Origin of the sequence: Rhodobacter sp. 24-YEA-8 (genome assembly GCF_900105075.1) — a bacterium.
Lineage (GTDB): Bacteria > Pseudomonadota > Alphaproteobacteria > Rhodobacterales > Rhodobacteraceae > Pseudogemmobacter.
Genome location: NZ_FNSK01000001.1, coordinates 960754 through 977138 on the forward strand (window position 1 = coordinate 960754; position 16385 = coordinate 977138).

Below are 16385 nucleotides of genomic sequence, written 5' to 3' on the forward strand. Positions count from 1 at the left end.
TCTTCTGGAGGCATGGCCGTAATGGCATGGATTTTTCTGATTGTTGCCGGGGTGCTCGAGGTTCTCTGGGCCTATAGCATGAAACTCTCGGATGGGTTTACGAAGCTTTGGCCCAGCGTCATCACGCTGGTGGCGATGGTGTTCAGCTTCGGGCTTTTGTCACTGGCGATGCGGGTGCTGCCTCTGGGCACCGCCTATACGATCTGGACCGGGATCGGTGCGGTCGGGGCGTTTGTGGTCGGGATCATATTCCTGCACGAGCCTGCGACGGCGCTGCGCATTCTTGCCGCCTGTATGATCGTCGGTGGTCTGATCCTGATGAAGCTGTCCTCCTGACCGCAGGAACGGGCTGACAATCTACCATCACCTGGGGCGCGCTGATGGGCGCCCCACAACATAGGCTGCCTGATGCGGTAATGGGGCAGATTACGGAAAAACCGTTTTGTGATTTGGACTTACAGAGAAGAATTCACTAAACTGCCTGCAAGAAACCAAAGCCGGAGAGCAGGATGCAACGGTTCGAATATAAGGTTGTTCCGGCGCCCCGCAGGGGCGAAAAGGCGCGTGGCGTCAAATCCGCGGAGGAGCGTTTCGCGCTGGCCCTGAGCACGGTGATGAATGAGCTGGGCGCCGAAGGCTGGGACTATGTGCGCGCCGACAGCCTGCCTTGTGATGAGCGTTCGGGTCTGACCGGCACGAAAACCAGCTTTCAGAACATGCTGGTCTTTCGCCGCGAAATCCTTGCCGAGGCGCCGCGCGCTCCGGTATTCACGCGGGCTGCGGTGGCGCCTGCGGCTGCGCCCGCAGAGCCTGCGCCCGCGATCCCCGTTGCCGCCGCCCCCGAGACTGCCGCCGTTCTGGCCCCGGTTCTGCATGCCCAGCCCCGTGAGGTGAATTCTGCGCCCTCGCTTGGTCCGGCGCGACCCGAAGTCGCGGCGGAATAGGCCCGCAGGTTATGATCCCTGCGCGGCGCGCAGGGCTTCGGGCAGGACTTCGGCGACCAGATCCAGCATCGGCTCCGGCCCGAGGCTGATGCGGATACAGCGATCCAGAGGCGCGACACCAGGCATGCGGATGAACAATCCGCGTGCCTCGCATTGCGCGAGGATCCGGCGCGCGTAATCGCCATCGCGACCGCAGTCCATCGTGACGAAATTGGTGGCCGAGGGCAGGGGCTCCAGCCCGTTTTCGCGGGCGATCGCGCCCATCCGGTCGCGGGCCGCGCTGATGCGGGCGCGGATGGTCGGGATCCAGTCCGGGTCCTGCAGCGAGGCCAGCGCGCCCGCGAGGCTGATCCGCCCCATGCCGAAATGATCGCGGATCCGGTCGAAACTTCCGGTAAGATCGGGCGCGGCAATCGCATAGCCGACCCGCGCCCCTGCCAGCCCCCAGGCCTTTGAAAAGCTGCGCAACCGGATCACCTGCGGATGGTCGGCGGAAATATCGGGGATCGCCTCATCCGGGGCGAGCTCTGCATAGGCCTCGTCCAACACGAGGAGCGTTTCCGGCGGCAGCGCATCGGCAAGCGCGCGGATCGTGGCGCCGGGATGATGGCTGCCCATCGGATTGTCGGGATTGGCGAGATAGAGGAGCCTCGCGCGATGGGTCTTTGCCGCTGCAAGCAGCGCCTCGGGGTCTTCATGCGCGCCAAGATAGGGCACCCGGACCAGGTCGGCGCCGGCACCCGCGACGTGGAAATTGAAGGTCGGATAGGCGCCAAGGCTTGTCACCACCGTCTCGCCGGGTTGCAGCACCATCCGGCACAAAAGACCAAGCAGCGTATCCACCCCCGCCGCAATAGCGATATGGTCGGGCGTGCAGCCGTGGCGGGCGGCAAGTGCCTGTTTCAGGTCGTAATTTTCGGGGTCTGCATACATCCACACCTCGGACGCCGCAGCCTGCATCGCAGCCAGCGCGCGGGGTGAGGGGCCAAAGCCGCTTTCATTGGCGCCCAGCCGGGCGCGGAAGGGGCGGCCGGTGCGGCGCTCCAGCGTCTCGGGGCCGGTAAAGGGCACGGTGGCGGGAAGGGCGGCAATGCGGGGCGTAAGGAAGCGGCTCATGATGCGCGACAATGGCCGCTTCACCGTGCCCCGGCAAGAGGCGGGATACGCCTCTGCGGGGGGATATGGCCCGGGTCGCGCGTCTCAGCCGCGCAGCAGGCCTGCGAGCTGGTTGAAGATCTGGTCATTGGCGGCGATGACCGACCCGCTGTCGAGCGGATCCTGATTTTCGCGGATGCCTTCCACCAGACCGCCGGCCTCTTTGACCAGCAAAAGACCCGCAGCCATATCCCAGGCCTTCAGCTCGCGCTGGAAACAGCCCTCATAGCGCCCGGCGGCGACCCAGGCGAGATCAAGCGCCGACGATCCGGACGAGCGCACGCCAGCGGTGCCGGGGCTGACCAGCGAGAGGTCTTTCATCGTCGCAGGCAGTGTTTTTTGTGCGCCATGCGGGACGCCGGTGACAAACAGCGATTCATGCAGGCTGCGCCGCCCCGAGACCCGCAGGCGGCGATTGTCATTCAGCCAGCAGCCCGAGCCTTTTTCGGCATAGAACATCTCGTCCTTCGGCGCGTCATAGACCACCGCCGAGACGATCTCGCCCTTATGTTCCAGCGCGATAGAGATCGACCAGTGCGGGATCCCGTGCAGGAAGTTATTGGTTCCGTCCAGCGGATCGACGATCCAGCGCCGCGTCGGGTCCTGGCCTTCGGTGCCGCCGGTTTCCTCGCCCAGCCAGCCGTAAGACGGGCGCGCGCCCATCAGGTCTTCCTTGATGATGCGCTCGGCCTCGCGATCGGCTTTCGAGACGAAATCGCCCGGACCTTTGGCGGAAACCTGGAGGTTCTCGACCTCGCGGAAGTCCTTGACCAGCGAGCGCGCAGCCTTGCGGGCGGCCTTGATCATAAGGTTCAGGTTGGCGCTTCCCTGCATGGGCGGACTCCGGGTCAGGCATTGGCTGGAACGGATGGGCCTTACAGGGAAAGACGCGGGAAGGAAAGGGCCGGAAGCAGCCCGCAGGCGCGGTCAGGGCCGGGAATTGCGACCTTTTGTGCTATGGCGCTGTGGCTGTCCTGGCCAAAGAATGGCTCAGGGACTGACGGCAGGGAAAAGATGCAGCCAGAGATCGTGACACTTGCCGGGCCGGACAGGCTCCGGTTTTACGATTGCGCGCGGGCAGAACTGCCGGTCGCCCTCGGCGCGTTGGAGGTCTGGAACCTGATCATGACCGGGCCACAGCCGCTGATGCAACTGGCCTTCCGGATCCGCGATGCGGTCTCCGCGCGGTTCGGCGTGCGGCGGATCGGCGGCTTTTCCGGCACAAGCCACGACAGGGTCGGGACGGGGGATCGGCTGGATTTCTTTCTGGTCGAACATGCCGGGCCGCATCTTCTGGTTCTCACCGAACGCGACCGCCATCTCGATGTGATGACCTGTATCTCGACTGCGGGAAATATGGTGGCGATCACCTCATCGGTGATCACCCATAATCTTTATGGCCGGATCTATATGCTGCCGGTCGGCATCGCCCATCGGTTTATTGTGCGCAATATGCTCCGGCGATTGCGGCACCGGCTGATGCGGCGCTGAACCCGCCGGCCGTCCTGCGAGGGTGCGGCGCCTGTGATCAGTCGAGGATCTCGACCTTCATCTTCGACTTGCCCTCTTGCTGCACCATCGCGAAGAGCACCTTCGCATTGGCGCGGCTGAGGCGCACGCAGCCCGCCGAGGCCGGGCGGCCAAGCTTTGATTCCTGATCGGTGCCATGGATCGCATAATTGCCGCTGTAGAAAATCGAATAGGGCATCGGCGCGTTGTTATAGAGTGAGGATTTATGGTTCTTCGACAGCCATTGCGGCTTGAAGCTGCCTTTGGGCGTCACTTTGCCCTTCCGCGCGGTCGAGACCGGCCATTCATGAAGAACCTCGCCATTATACCGAACCTCCATCATCTGCCGCGAGATCGAGACGCGAACCTCGATGGTCTCACGCCGGAGTTCCTCGACAATTGCCGCCGCCCGGGTCACGCCCGAGGTCGCCGCCTCCAGCACGATTTCCACCGGTATGGCAGGGTCTTGCGGCAGCGAGGCAGATGCAAAGGGCTCTGACACCAGGGGTTCCACAGTGCCGGTCCAGGTGGTTCCGGTCTCGCTCGTTCCGGGTTCTGATGTGAGAGTGCCGGGTATCGGCGCTCCGCTCAGCCCCTCAACGCTTTCGGGTTGTTCCAGGATCTGGGCTGTATCTTTACCCGTGTCCAGCGTCGCTGCAGAAAGAATTTCCTCTGCGAGGGTGCCCGCCTGTTTCACCGGATCTTCGGTGCCCGGATCCGCGGTGATGATTTCGGGTTTTATGAACTTCGCGCCGGGGGCGGCAGCGGGGCTGCTGGAAGGGCTGTCGGTCACTGCGCCGGGTTGAGTTTCTGCCTGCAGCGGAGCCGCGGCCAGGGCCAGGATAAGCGCCAGAGCGGGCAAGAAATCTGCGCGCATAATACTCTCCGTCATCGTCAAATCGGAAAACAGGTGGTCATGGCTCAGCTTTTGGCGGGGCTGGAAAATAGTCAACGACGATTCGGTCAATGCCAGGTTATGAAATCCCGCCTTTTGCAGCGAAAAGCCGCTTAGAACAGCAAAGTTGCAGTTCAGCCACGCTGCAGCCGCACCGCCTCGATCCGGGCAAGCCGCAGGAAATGCGCCATATAGGGGCGGGTGCTGTCCTCTTCGCGCGTGGCGGCATACATGCGTTTCAGAACCGGTTCCGGCCCCAGCGGACGGGTGACATAGTCGCTGGACCTGCACACTTCGCGCATCACCCAGTCGGGCAGCACTGCCACACCCCGGTTCGATCCGACAAGCATCAGGATCACCGCCGTCAGCTCGGCCGTGCGATGGCCACGGGGTTCTACCTTGGCCGGGGTCAGGACTTCGGTGAAGAGATCGAGCCGGTCGCGGCTGACCGGATAGGTGATCACCACCTGATCGCGGAAATCTTCGGCCCGAATGAACTCTTTCGCCGCAAGCGGGTTTTGCGACGAGGCCACGAAGGTCGGATGATAGTCGAAGAGCGGATTGAAGGTGATACCGTTTTGCGCGGCCGGGTCCGAGGTGATCACCAGATCGACCTCTTCACGATTGAGCGCCGGCATGGCATCAAAGGCGAGGCCCGCGCGGATATCGACATCCACCTCGGGCCAGGCGCGGCGGAACATTTCCAGCACCGGAAACAGCCAGTCATAGCAGGCATGGCATTCCAGCGTGATATGCAGCCGCCCTGATTTCCCCGATCTCAGGGCAATGAATTCCTCTTCCAGCGCGTCGATTTCGGGCAGGATACGATCTGCAAGTTTCAGCATCCGAAACCCTGCCGCTGAAAGCCGCATCGGTTTCGAGCGCCGGACAAAGAGCTCCATCCCCGCCTGATCCTCCAGCCCAGCGACCTGATGCGACAGTGCCGACTGGGTCATGTTCATCATCTCGGCGGCGCGGGCGAGGCCGCCTGCGGTATGGATGGCGCGGATGGTGCGAAGGTGGCGGATCTCGATATACATGTGCCGTATTCATAAAGATGCTGAGGATTATGAATTTGTCTCACATTGGGGAATCTGCGACAAGGGGCTTGTTCACGGAGACCCGATCATGACGAAAACGCCGCGCATCTCGTTCGAGTTTTTCCCGCCGCAGGGGCTCGATGCCTCGTTCCGGCTTTGGGATACGGTGCAGGCGCTGGCACCGATGCAGCCGGAATTCGTTTCGGTTACCTATGGTGCGGGCGGCACGACGCGCAAGCTGACCCATGAGGCGGTCGGGATCATCCATCGCAATTACGGGCTGAATGTCGCCGCACATCTGACCTGTGTCGATGCGTCGAAAGCCGAGACGATGGAGATTGTCGAGAGCTATTACGAGGCCGGGGTGCGCGAGATCGTGGCGCTGCGCGGCGATGCACCCAAAGGTGCGGCCGCCTGGGAAAAGCATCCTGAGGGTTTTGCGTCTTCGGTCGAGCTGGTCGGGGCGATTGCAAAGACCGGCAAGTTCAAAGTGCGGGTCGGTGCCTATCCGGAACCGCATCCCGACAGCGCCTCGACGCAAGCAGATGTCGATTTCCTCAGGCGCAAGATCGATGCCGGTGCGACTTCGGCCATGACCCAGTTCTTCTTTGAGGCGGATACGTTCTTCCGCTTCCGCGATGCCTGCGTAAAGGCGGGGATCACGGCGCCGGTCATTCCGGGGATCCTGCCGATCACTTCCTGGGACGGGGCGAAGAAATTCGCGAAACGCTGCGGGACGGATGTACCGGCGAAGCTTGACGAGGCCTTCACCCGCGCCAAACGCGACGGGCGTGAAGAGCTTTACGCGCTGGCGCAATGCACCCAGCTTTGCGACCGGCTGATCGAGGGCGGGGTTGAGGATCTGCATTTCTACACGCTGAACCGCCCGGAGCTGACGCGCGAAGTGGTGCGCGCGCTTGGAATCCAGCCGCAGCTGGTTCTGGAAAACGTCGCCTGAGGGCGAGCGAAGGCAGTGCTGCATCCGGATAGAGGCCGCTTGCAGCCTGAAGCAATCTCCCTGGCGGTTCCGTTCCCTCGCTGCGGCGAGAAGGACGGGGCCGCATTTTTTATTGTCGCGAGGGGGGTGCCCCGGCTGCCCGGGCTCGGCTATCTTCGGGCGGTGAGCGGGGCCTGAAGGGCCGATGACGGGGAAATGAGATGGCAAAACAGGTCATGCTTCTGAACGGGCCGAACCTGAACCTGCTGGGCAAGCGCCAGCCGGAGATCTACGGGCATGAGACGCTCGCCGATATCGAGGCAATGGTGGCCCGGCTGGCGGAGTCGTTCGGGTTCGGGCTGGTGGCGCATCAGTCGAACCATGAGGGCGCGCTTGTGGATCATATCCATGAGGCGCGGGACAGCTCCGTTGCGATCATCATCAATCCCGGCGCCTATTCGCATACTTCGGTGGCCATCCTTGATGCGCTGAACGCATTCGAGGGGGTGGTGATCGAGGTGCATATCTCGAACATCCACAAACGCGAGGCGTTCCGCCATCATTCCTATGTCTCGGCGCGCGCCGATGGGGTCATCGCGGGCTGCGGCACCGAAGGCTATGCTTTTGCGCTGCGTCGCATTGCGACGCTGATCGGCTGAAGCCGGATCACCCGGGCGAAGCGTTTCCTTTCAAAGGAAACGCGCCGATTTCTTTGAAGAAATCGTCCACCTCTGGTCAGGCGCGTGATGGCAAGGACGCGGCGCGCGCTTTGGCCAGGGTGGCCAGATCAGGCGCGCGAGCACCGCTTTGACGCCGTCACACGGCGAGAAGGCGCCGCAATACAAGATCGCCTGTGTCTGCGAGAAATCCGGCATCCAGGCCATGACCTGATTGGGGCGCGGGTAAAACGTCCCGATGCCCCCGATCACCGGGGGGCGGGCAGGGAAGACCAGTCAGGTAACGTGCTGCATCAGCCCCCGCAACGTCGCTGTGAAGGGGAGCCAGGCGGCGCGGGATCAGGCCCGCGACGTCTGATCCCTTGCCGGGGACGCGCGAAGGCCAGCGCTTCGGTGATGATTGGCAAGGGGATCCAATGGCCCGGGGTCAGGAACAGGATGCCGGTCACCGAAAGTGCGGTGCGGGGGCTTATATCTATCCTTGCCGCTGACGCTGACCGAACCGCTTTGTGCTGCGATCAGACTGGCAAGAAGTCGGTCTTGCCCGAACCGTTGCGGCCGATGATGGCAACTCCCGGCGCTGACGGGTTCAGGTCCGGGCCTGCCGGAATGCTGGCGTCCCCATGAACCCGCGCAGCTCCGGCGCGAATGATCAGAGGCGGGGGCAGATCAGTCCGCAGGGGCAAAGCGGCGGCTGGTTCCGGGATTGCGGTAAGACAGATCGGGCTGGGGCCGAAGCGCGCGTCTGTGACCTGTCTGTGCGTCGGGCCCGGCGCTGCCTGGTCCCACTGGAACGTCAGCGCAGATGCTACGGCCTGTCACTGCGTGCTGTTCAGACAGAAACAGCCCCGGCGACAGATCGTTCCGGGGCTGGGTTGGAACAGGGCGGCCGGCAAACCGAACGGCATCCGACGAGCGCATGCGTGGTCGAAACCGGCAGATGCGCCTCAGGGTCAGCAGGCTGCGACGTAGCGCTGGCCGGCCGAGTTGCGGTAATAGCACTGACCTTTGGTCGAGGTCTGGCCGAGATAGGTGCCTGCGGCTGCGCCCAGAGCCGCACCGATCAGCGCGCCTTTGCCCATATCGTCGCCCGAAGACAGAGCGGCGCCTGCGGCTGCGCCGGCGACGCCGCCAAGCACGGTGTTCTGGGTAGGCGTGGTCTCGACACAGGCGGAAAGCGCCAGGCCGGAGAGCGAGAGAGCAAGGACGATCGCTTTCATGACAACCTCATATGGTTCGCTCCGCAGAGCTTTGGAGAGCTTTGGTTTTGGGCCGCGCGGTAAACGCGGCCCGATGCCAAAAGGTTCCCTGACTGCGAAGCCTCAGTCAATTATCACTTTCTGACAGCGTTCAACCCTGGCGGGCTGCCGCTACTGAGGCTTCAAGAATCCCGAGCGCTTCGGTGAAATGCGCCTCGGCGATCGTCAGCGGCGCAAGGAAGCGCACCACATTGCCGTAAACGCCACAGCTGAGCAGAATCAGCCCGCGCTTCAGCGCCTCGGCGATGATGCGTTTCACGATATCGCCATCGGGTTCGGTGGTGCCGGGTTTGCCGAATTCGGCCGCGATCATGAAACCGGGGCCGCGGATGTCGATGATCTCGGGCGTGGTGGCGCGGATCTCTTCCAGCTTCTGCTTCAGACGCGAGCCGAGCTCGGTGGCGCGGGCATTCAGGCCCTCTTCCTCAACCACATCAAGAACCGCATTTGCCGCCGCCACCGAAAGCGGGTTGCCGGCATAGGTGCCGCCAAGGCCGCCGGGCTGGCTTGCATCCATCAGGTCAGCGCGCCCGGTCACAGCCGAGATCGGGAAGCCGCCGCCAAGACCCTTGGCCATGGTGGTCAGGTCTGCCGCCACGCCATGTGCTTCCATCGCGAACAGCGCGCCGGTGCGACCGATGCCGGTCTGAACCTCATCGGCGATCAGCACGATGCCATGCTGGTCGCAAAGCGCACGCAGGGCTTTGATCAGATCGGTCGGCAGCGGATAGAAGCCGCCTTCGCCCTGGACAGGCTCGAAGATGATGGCGGCGACGCGCTCGGGGTCGACATCGTTTTTGAAGAGCTTGGTGATGCCGTCAAGCGTGTCTTTGGTGGTGATGCCATGGATCTCCTGCGGGCAGGGAACATGGAAGACATCGGGCATCATCGCGCCGAAGCCCTTTTTATAGGGCTCGACCTTGCCGGTCAGGGTCATGCCCATGAAGGTCCGGCCATGGAAGGCGCCGCCAAGGGCGATCACCGCATTGCGGCCGGTGGCGCGGCGCGCAATCTTGATTGCGTTTTCAACGGCTTCGGCGCCGGTGGTGACGAAGATCGTCTTCTTCTTGAAATCACCCGGGACTGCCTCGTTCAGGCGCTCGGCCAGACGGATATAGTTTTCATAGGGCAGAACCTGGTGGCAGGTATGGGTGAACCGGTCGAGCTGATCCTTGACCGCCGCGATCACTTTCGGGTGGCGGTGCCCGGTATTGACGACCGCGATCCCGGCGGCAAAGTCGATATAGCGGTTGCCCTCGATATCCCAGACTTCGGCGTTTTCGGCGCGGTCGGCATAGATCTGCGTCGACATGCCGACGCCTCTGGAAATGGCATCTTCGCGGCGTTTGGCGACTTCGGCGTTTTTCATGGCAGGCTCCTCTGGGCACCGGGCGGCGCGCGCGCGGCAATGGCAGCGGCGGCTGTACGACCGTCGCTTTCTTGCGCGCATTCGACCAGATCGCCGGGCGCGGATCAATGAAAGCCATGAGGCCAGATCGGCGCATTCCTTCGCGCCAGTATGACCAGATCGGGGAGGGCGCCCATGATTGCAGCGAATTTTACGGGTTCTCTGCGAAAACGCCGGAAATTCGCGCTGGCGGGCGAAAATCTTCAGCTTTCGTTAACCAGGTGCCGCCAATCTCGGATCTGCGAATGAGGCGAGGTGACATGGCGGACGGTCAGCTTTCGAACCCCACACACCCCACCCCACCCCGTACGGAGGAGGAACGTCTTACGGTTCTTCGTCTCATTCGTTCCCGCAGGGTCGGCGCGGTCACCTTTCACCGGCTGATCCTGGAACACGGCTCCGCTGCCGCAGCACTGGCCGCTTTGCCGGCGATTGCCCGTGCGGCAGGGGTCCAGGATTATGAATGCTGTCCTGAAGGCGTTGCCAGGGCGGAACTCGCGGCCGGGCGCAGTCTCGGGGCGCGACTGCTTTTCCATGGTGATCCGGATTACCCAGATTTGCTGGCCGCGACCGATGACGCGCCGCCCGTCCTGTGGATGCAGGGCAATGCCACCCTGTTGCGGCGGCCACTTGTCGCGATCATCGGCGCGCGCAATGCGTCTTCTCTTGGTGTCCGCATGGCGCGCAGGCTGGCCAGGGATCTTGGCGAGGCGGGGTTCTGCACCGTATCGGGCCTTGCGCGCGGCATTGATGCCGAGGTGCATCTCGCAACGCTTGCGACCGGCACCATCGCTGTGCAGGCCGGCGGTGTCGAGGTGATCTACCCGCAGGAGAATGCCGGTCTCGCGGCGGATATCGCCCGCCAGGGGCTGCGGATCTCGGAACAGCCGCCGGGGCTTCAGCCGCATGCACGGCATTTCCCGCTCAGAAACCGCATCGTGGCAGGGATGGCCCGGGCGGTGCTGGTGGTCGAGGCGGCGGCGCGGTCCGGCTCACTGATCACGGCCCGGATCGCGCTGGATCTCGGGCGCGAGGTTCTGGCGGTGCCCGGCCACCCGTTTGATGCGCGCTCGGGTGGCTGCAATCATCTGATCCGGGATGGTGCGGCTTTGTTGCGGGATGCGGGGGATGTGTTCGAGGCGCTTGGAACCGGCCCCAATATGCCGGACCTGACCCGACACCCGGCAAGGCCTCTGACGGGGACGGCTGCGACAAAGCTGCCCGAACGTGATCCGAAGATTGGGGCGCCCGGGCCCGAAAAACCGGCTCGTCCCACCGTTCTGAGCGAGACCGTCCGGCTGCATGGCATGATCCTGGACCGACTTGGCCCCAGCCCTCTGGCCGAAGACCAGCTGATGCGTGATCTTTCGCTGTCCAGCGCGGCGCTGGTGCCGGAATTGCTGACACTCGAGTTGCAGGGGCGGATCCAGCGGCAGCCCGGCGGGCTTTTGTCGCGACGCTGAAGTGATGCAACAGTCCGGGACCCGCCAGGCGATTGTCAGCGTCACAGTTGACAATTGCCCCTGTTACACCACATCTGGGACCGCCCATATTGCCTGTGTAGAATACGTTCCGGAAAGGGATTCATGCCTGTCGTCGTTGTAGAATCTCCTGCCAAGGCCAAGACTATCAACAAATATCTTGGGCCGGACTATATCGTTCTCGCCTCTTATGGCCATGTTCGCGACCTGCCGCCCAAGGATGGTTCGGTTGATACCGAACACGATTTCGCGATGAAATGGGAGGTGGCGCCCGAGAGCAAGAAGCATGTCCGTGCTATTGCCGAGGCGCTGAAAACCGATGACGCGCTGATTCTGGCCACCGACCCTGATCGTGAGGGCGAGGCGATTTCCTGGCATCTGAAAGAGGCGCTCGCCTCTTCGCTGAAAAAGGGCAAGACGGTCAGCCGGGTGACCTTTAACGCCATCACCAAAGATGCGGTGACCAAGGCGATGAAGGAACCGCGCGAGGTCGATGAGCCGCTGGTTCATGCCTATCTGGCGCGGCGCGCGCTGGATTATCTGGTCGGCTTCACCCTGTCGCCGGTGTTGTGGCGCAAGCTTCCAGGTGCGAAATCGGCGGGCCGCGTGCAATCGGTCTGTCTGCGCCTCATCGTCGAGCGCGAGATGGAGATCGAAGCTTTCAAGGCGCGCGAATACTGGACAGTCAGGGCGATCCTGACCACGCCGCGCGGCCAGGAGTTCGAGGCGTCGCTGGTCACGCTGGCTGGCGCAAAGCTGCAGAAATTCGACATTCCCACGCTGGCCGCGGCCGAGATGGCGGTGCATGCGGTGACCTCGCGCCAGTTCACCGTGGCGGGCGTCGAGAGCAAACCCGCGAGCCGCAATCCCTGGCCGCCCTTCATGACCTCAACCCTGCAGCAAGAGGCCAGCCGCAAATTCGGCATGGGGGCGAAGCAATGTATGAACGCGGCGCAGCGCCTCTACGAGGCAGGCTATATCACCTATATGCGGACCGACGGCATCGATATGGCGCCCGAGGCGGTGATGGCGACGCGCTCCGAGATCGGCCGGCGGTTCGGTGACGCTTATGTCCCGAAAAGCCCGCGCATGTATAAGAACAAGGCGAAAAATGCCCAGGAGGCGCATGAATGTATCCGCCCGACCGATATGTCGGTGGATCCGTCAAAGCTGCGCGTCGAGGAGGACCAGCGCCGCCTCTATGACCTGATCTGGAAACGCACCATCGCGAGCCAGATGGAAGCCGCCCGGATGGAGCGGACCGTGGTCGAAATCACCTCGCCCGATGGTCAGGTCGGTCTGCGCGCCAATGGTCAGGTCGTGTTGTTCGACGGCTTCCTCAAGGTCTATGACCAGGGCCGTGACGAGGAAGAAGATGATGAGGGTCGCCTGCCGCAGATCATGCAGGGCGAGGCGGTAAAACCGGCCTCCGGGGCGCTGAAAGAGGCGTTTTCCAAAGCAGCCGCGCGGGCTGCGGGCGATAAGGAAGAGCGCATCGCTTCGGCCGTGCTGGGCGAGGGCGGCGCGGTTCTGGCCTCGCAAAGCTTCACCCAGCCACCCGCCCGCTATACCGAGGCGACGCTGGTCAAGCGGATGGAGGAACTCGGGATCGGGCGCCCCTCGACCTATGCCTCGATCCTGACGACGATTGTCGATCGCGAATATGTCCGCAAGGACAAGAACCGGCTGATCCCCGAAGATAAGGGGCGGCTGGTGACGGCCTTCCTGTCGAATTTCTTCCACCGCTATGTCGAATATGATTTCACCGCCGCGCTGGAAGGCGAGCTGGATGATGTCTCGGCGGGCGAGCGGGATTACAAGGATGTGCTGGCACGGTTCTGGCGTGATTTCTCGGCCGCGGTGGCGGAAACGGCAGATCTCCGGATCGGCGAGGTTCTGGATAAGCTTGATGAATTCCTTGCGCCGCATCTTTATCCGCCCCGCGCAGACGGATCTGATCCGCGTATCTGCCCGACCTGCGGCACAGGCCGTCTGCATCTGAAAACCGCGCGTTCGGGCGGGGCCTTTATCGGCTGCGGCAATTATCCGGAATGCCGTTACACGCGGCCCATCGCCGGCGATGCGGAATCGGCGGCCTCGGATGGGCGGATCCTCGGTCAGGATGATCAGGGCAACGAGATCTCCCTGCGGGCAGGGCGCTTCGGCCCCTATGTCCAGCGCGGTGAAGCGACCGAGGCGCAGCCGAAGCCTGACCGTTCCAGCCTGCCCAAGGGCTGGACCCCGGACACACTGACGCTGGAACGCGCGTTGCAGCTTCTGTCGCTGCCGCGCCAGATCGGGGCGCATCCGGAAGATGGCGAGGCGGTGGAAACCAATCTCGGCCGGTTCGGACCCTATGTGAAACATGGCAAGACCTATGCCAATCTCGCCGATGCGGAAGAGGTGTTCAGCCTTGGCATGAACCGCGCGGTGGAACTGCTGGCGCAGAAGAAACTGCGCGGGCCGGGCGCGCGCGGTGCTGCGGCGCAGCCGCTGAAATCGCTGGGTGAGCATCCTGATGGCGGCGAGATCCAGGTGATGCCCGGGCGCTATGGGCCTTATATCAAATGGGAAAAGGTCAATGCGACACTGCCCAAAGACATCGCACCCGAGGCGGTGACGCTGGAAGAGGCGCTTGCTCTGGTGGCTGAGAAGGCCGCGAAATCTCCGGCGAAGAAGGCGAAAAAGGCCCCCGCCAAGGCGGCAACGGCCAAACCTGCGGCAAAGAAAGCGCCCGCGAAAAAGGCTCCGGCAAAGAAAGCTGCGGCTGAGGGAGTGGCGGCACCTGCGGTTAAGAAAACCGCTGCGAAAAAGCCAGCTGTGAAGAAGGCGGCTGCGTCAGAGGCCTGACCGGCTCTCTGTGCGGTTCCCGGCCCGACTGGCCGATCAAAACGGGCGGGGGATTTCCTCCGCCTTTTTCTTTGCGTGATCGGGTGGCAGGAGGCGGGGAGGAAACCGGAGGTCCAAAGAAAAAGGGCGGCCCGCAAGGCCGCCCTTTTGTCATTCTGTCCGCGCCGCTCAGAGCAGCGCTTTGACCTTTGCCACAGTGGCTTCGGCGGTGATGCCGAATTCTTTGTAAAGACGGTCATAGGGGGCCGAGGCGCCGAAGGAGGACATGCCGACGAAATCGGCCTTAGCTTCCTTGCCGCGCTCGCCCAGCAGCCAGCGATCCCAGCCCTGACGCACACCGGCCTCGATGCCGACGCGCACCGGACCTGCCGGCAGCACCTTTTTGCGCCAGGCTTCGTCCTGCTGCGCGAAAAGCTCCATCGAGGGCAGCGAGACCACGCGGGTGCCGATGCCTTCGGCCTGCAACAGGTCACGGGCCTTCATCGCAATCTCGACCTCGGAGCCGGTGGCGATCAGGATCGCCTGACGCTTGCCCTCGGCTTCGGCCAGAATATAGCCGCCTTTGGCGGTCATGTTCTGGTTGGTATGGGTCTTGCGCACGGCGACCAGGTTCTGCCGCGACAGCGCCATGACCGAAGGCGTGGTTTTCTGGGTGAACGCGATTTCCCAGGCTTCGGCCACTTCGGTCAGATCGGCCGGGCGGAATACCAGCGTGTTCGGGGTCGAGCGCGAGATCGCCAGATGCTCGACCGGCTGGTGGGTCGGGCCATCTTCGCCAAGGCCGATCGAGTCATGGGTCATGACATAAACGACCGGAAGACCCATCAGCGCCGACAGGCGCATCGCGGGGCGGGCATAGTCGGTGAAGGCCATGAAAGTGCCCGAATAGGGCCGGACGCCGCCATGCAGCGCCATGCCGTTCATCGCCGAGGACATGCCGTGCTCGCGGATGCCCCAATACATGTAACGGCCCTTGCGGCTGTCGACGTCAAAGGCGCCCAGATCGGCGGTTTTGGTATTGTTCGAACCGGTCAGGTCAGCCGAACCGCCGAAGGTCTCGGTCAGGATCGGGTTGATGACGTTCAGAACCTGCTCCGACGCCGAACGGGTCGCGAGTTTCGGCTGGGTCTCTGCGGCCTGTTTCTTAAGCGCACGGATGGCGCCTGCGAGTTTCGCCGGGACATCCAGCGCGAAGCTGCGCTCGAATTCGGCTTTTTTGCCGGTGGGAAGGGCCGCGAGACGGGTTTCCCATTCTGCGCGGGCGCTCGCACCCGGCTTGCCCAGCGATTCCCACCAGGTCTTGATCTCTGCCGGGATGGTGAAGGGAGCAGCGGTCCAGCCGTAAGCGGCTTTTGCGGCTTCGAGCTGCGCCTTGTCGGTCAGCGCACCATGGCCTTTCGACGTGTCCTGCGCGGCATGACCAAGCGCGATATGGGTCTTGCAGTCGATCAGCGCCGGGCGCGGGCTGGCCTTGGCTGCGGTAATCGCGCGGTCGATATCTTCCGGGTCATGGCCGTCGCAATGGAACACATCCCAGCCCGAAGCGGCAAAGCGCGCGCGCTGGTCGGTCACGTCCGAAAGCGACACTTTGCCGTCGATGGTGATGTCGTTATTGTCCCAGAGCACGATCAGGCGCGACAGCTTCTGGCGGCCGGCAATGCCGATGGCCTCCTGGCTGACACCTTCCATCAGGCAGCCGTCACCGGCGATGACATAGGTGTAATGGTCCTGGATTTTCGCGCCGTATTTGGCACGCAGGTGTTCCTCGGCCATGGCGAAGCCGACGGAATTCGCGATGCCCTGACCCAGCGGGCCGGTGGTGGTTTCGACGCCCGAGACATGGCCATATTCCGGGTGACCGGCGGTGATGGCGCCCCATTGGCGGAAGTTCTTGATCTGATCCAGCGTCACATCGGCATAGCCGGTGAGGTAGAGCAGCGAATAGATCAGCATCGAGCCGTGTCCGGCCGACAGGATAAAACGGTCGCGGTCGGCCCAGCGGGGCGCGGTCGGATCGAATTTCAGATGCTTTGAGAAGAGCACCGTTGCGACATCGGCCATGCCGATCGGCATGCCGGAATGGCCTGAATTGGCGGCTGCCACCGCGTCGAGCGTCAGCGTGCGGATGGCGGCGGCGCGCATCCAGTGATCGGGGTGACGGGCGCGAAGGGCTGCGATGTCCACTTGGGTGATCCTCTGCGATGATAGCGGAAACAGGAAGCGGCATAGT

General features: G+C 63.3%; 14 protein-coding genes. 7 read left to right on the forward strand and 7 right to left on the reverse strand.

Annotation, left to right across the window (positions count from 1 at the left end; translation table 11 throughout):
• Nucleotides 1-21: 21 nt before the first annotated feature.
• Nucleotides 22-336 carry a DMT family transporter gene (locus tag BLW25_RS04820; protein ID WP_092896846.1) on the forward strand — a complete coding sequence of 105 codons (315 nt, stop codon included), beginning with the start codon at nt 22-24 and terminating at the stop codon, nt 334-336.
• Between the two features lie 173 nt (nt 337-509).
• Entirely contained in the window at nt 510-944 is a 435-nt protein-coding gene (locus tag BLW25_RS04825; RefSeq protein WP_092896849.1) for a DUF4177 domain-containing protein, read from the forward strand.
• A gap of 9 nt (nt 945-953) precedes the next feature.
• On the opposite strand, the gene BLW25_RS04830 is transcribed toward BLW25_RS04825, so the two are convergent.
• Both BLW25_RS04830 and BLW25_RS04835 read right to left on the reverse strand, forming a co-directional pair.
• Complete coding sequence (locus BLW25_RS04830) at nt 954-2060, reverse strand: pyridoxal phosphate-dependent aminotransferase (RefSeq protein ID WP_092896852.1); 1107 nt, start codon at nt 2058-2060, stop codon at nt 954-956.
• A gap of 84 nt (nt 2061-2144) precedes the next feature.
• Entirely contained in the window at nt 2145-2933 is a 789-nt protein-coding gene (locus BLW25_RS04835; RefSeq protein ID WP_092896854.1) for an inositol monophosphatase family protein, read from the reverse strand.
• 180 nt (nt 2934-3113) lie between these two features.
• On the opposite strand from BLW25_RS04835, the gene BLW25_RS04840 reads away from it, so the two are divergent.
• Complete coding sequence (locus BLW25_RS04840) at nt 3114-3590, forward strand: DUF2867 domain-containing protein (RefSeq protein ID WP_092901524.1); 477 nt, start codon at nt 3114-3116, stop codon at nt 3588-3590.
• 37 nt (nt 3591-3627) lie between these two features.
• Here BLW25_RS04840 and BLW25_RS04845 read toward each other — a convergent pair whose 3' ends face one another.
• Entirely contained in the window at nt 3628-4485 is an 858-nt protein-coding gene (locus BLW25_RS04845; RefSeq protein WP_092896857.1) for a L,D-transpeptidase, read from the reverse strand.
• Between the two features lie 152 nt (nt 4486-4637).
• Complete coding sequence (locus BLW25_RS04850; protein ID WP_092896859.1) at nt 4638-5543, reverse strand: LysR family transcriptional regulator; 906 nt, start codon at nt 5541-5543, stop codon at nt 4638-4640.
• Between the two features lie 88 nt (nt 5544-5631).
• Between BLW25_RS04850 and metF the strand changes: the two genes are divergently transcribed.
• Together metF and aroQ are read left to right on the forward strand one after the other, a co-directional pair.
• Nucleotides 5632-6501, forward strand: a complete 870-nt coding sequence (gene metF / locus BLW25_RS04855; RefSeq protein ID WP_092901528.1) for a methylenetetrahydrofolate reductase [NAD(P)H] — start codon at nt 5632-5634, stop codon at nt 6499-6501.
• 200 nt (nt 6502-6701) lie between these two features.
• Nucleotides 6702-7139 (forward strand): type II 3-dehydroquinate dehydratase, encoded by a 438-nt coding sequence (aroQ, locus tag BLW25_RS04860; RefSeq protein ID WP_092896862.1) that lies wholly within the window; start codon nt 6702-6704, stop codon nt 7137-7139.
• Nucleotides 7140-8110: 971 nt separating this feature from the next.
• On the opposite strand, the gene BLW25_RS04875 is transcribed toward aroQ, so the two are convergent.
• Both BLW25_RS04875 and BLW25_RS04880 read right to left on the reverse strand, forming a co-directional pair.
• Nucleotides 8111-8377 (reverse strand): glycine zipper 2TM domain-containing protein, encoded by a 267-nt coding sequence (locus tag BLW25_RS04875; RefSeq protein ID WP_092896870.1) that lies wholly within the window; start codon nt 8375-8377, stop codon nt 8111-8113.
• Between the two features lie 130 nt (nt 8378-8507).
• The gene (locus BLW25_RS04880) at nt 8508-9785 is read right to left on the reverse strand and encodes a 4-aminobutyrate--2-oxoglutarate transaminase (protein WP_092896873.1); all 1278 of its coding nucleotides are present in this window, start codon (nt 9783-9785) and stop codon (nt 8508-8510) included.
• Between the two features lie 299 nt (nt 9786-10084).
• Between BLW25_RS04880 and dprA the strand changes: the two genes are divergently transcribed.
• The gene (dprA, locus tag BLW25_RS04885) at nt 10085-11287 is read left to right on the forward strand and encodes a DNA-processing protein DprA (RefSeq protein ID WP_092896876.1); all 1203 of its coding nucleotides are present in this window, start codon (nt 10085-10087) and stop codon (nt 11285-11287) included.
• 123 nt (nt 11288-11410) lie between these two features.
• Complete coding sequence (gene topA, locus BLW25_RS04890) at nt 11411-14155, forward strand: type I DNA topoisomerase (protein ID WP_092896879.1); 2745 nt, start codon at nt 11411-11413, stop codon at nt 14153-14155.
• 168 nt (nt 14156-14323) lie between these two features.
• On the opposite strand, the gene tkt is transcribed toward topA, so the two are convergent.
• A complete protein-coding gene (tkt, locus tag BLW25_RS04895; protein WP_092896881.1) occupies nt 14324-16339 on the reverse strand; it encodes a transketolase in 2016 nt (671 codons plus the stop codon).
• Between the last annotated feature and the right edge of the window lie 46 nt (nt 16340-16385).

Excerpts from the sequence above, each read along its gene's own strand:
- BLW25_RS04820 (WP_092896846.1), top strand. The coding sequence starts at position 22 with ATGGCATGGATTTTTCTGATTGTTGCCGGGGTGCTCGAGGTTCTCTGG.
- BLW25_RS04825 (WP_092896849.1), top strand. The coding sequence starts at position 510 with ATGCAACGGTTCGAATATAAGGTTGTTCCGGCGCCCCGCAGGGGCGAA.
- BLW25_RS04830 (WP_092896852.1), bottom strand. The coding sequence starts at position 2,060 with ATGAGCCGCTTCCTTACGCCCCGCATTGCCGCCCTTCCCGCCACCGTG.
- BLW25_RS04835 (WP_092896854.1), bottom strand. The coding sequence starts at position 2,933 with ATGCAGGGAAGCGCCAACCTGAACCTTATGATCAAGGCCGCCCGCAAG.
- BLW25_RS04840 (WP_092901524.1), top strand. The coding sequence starts at position 3,114 with ATGCAGCCAGAGATCGTGACACTTGCCGGGCCGGACAGGCTCCGGTTT.
- BLW25_RS04845 (WP_092896857.1), bottom strand. The coding sequence starts at position 4,485 with ATGCGCGCAGATTTCTTGCCCGCTCTGGCGCTTATCCTGGCCCTGGCC.
- BLW25_RS04850 (WP_092896859.1), bottom strand. The coding sequence starts at position 5,543 with ATGTATATCGAGATCCGCCACCTTCGCACCATCCGCGCCATCCATACC.
- metF (WP_092901528.1), top strand. The coding sequence starts at position 5,632 with ATGACGAAAACGCCGCGCATCTCGTTCGAGTTTTTCCCGCCGCAGGGG.
- aroQ (WP_092896862.1), top strand. The coding sequence starts at position 6,702 with ATGGCAAAACAGGTCATGCTTCTGAACGGGCCGAACCTGAACCTGCTG.
- BLW25_RS04875 (WP_092896870.1), bottom strand. The coding sequence starts at position 8,377 with ATGAAAGCGATCGTCCTTGCTCTCTCGCTCTCCGGCCTGGCGCTTTCC.
- BLW25_RS04880 (WP_092896873.1), bottom strand. The coding sequence starts at position 9,785 with ATGAAAAACGCCGAAGTCGCCAAACGCCGCGAAGATGCCATTTCCAGA.
- dprA (WP_092896876.1), top strand. The coding sequence starts at position 10,085 with ATGGCGGACGGTCAGCTTTCGAACCCCACACACCCCACCCCACCCCGT.
- topA (WP_092896879.1), top strand. The coding sequence starts at position 11,411 with ATGCCTGTCGTCGTTGTAGAATCTCCTGCCAAGGCCAAGACTATCAAC.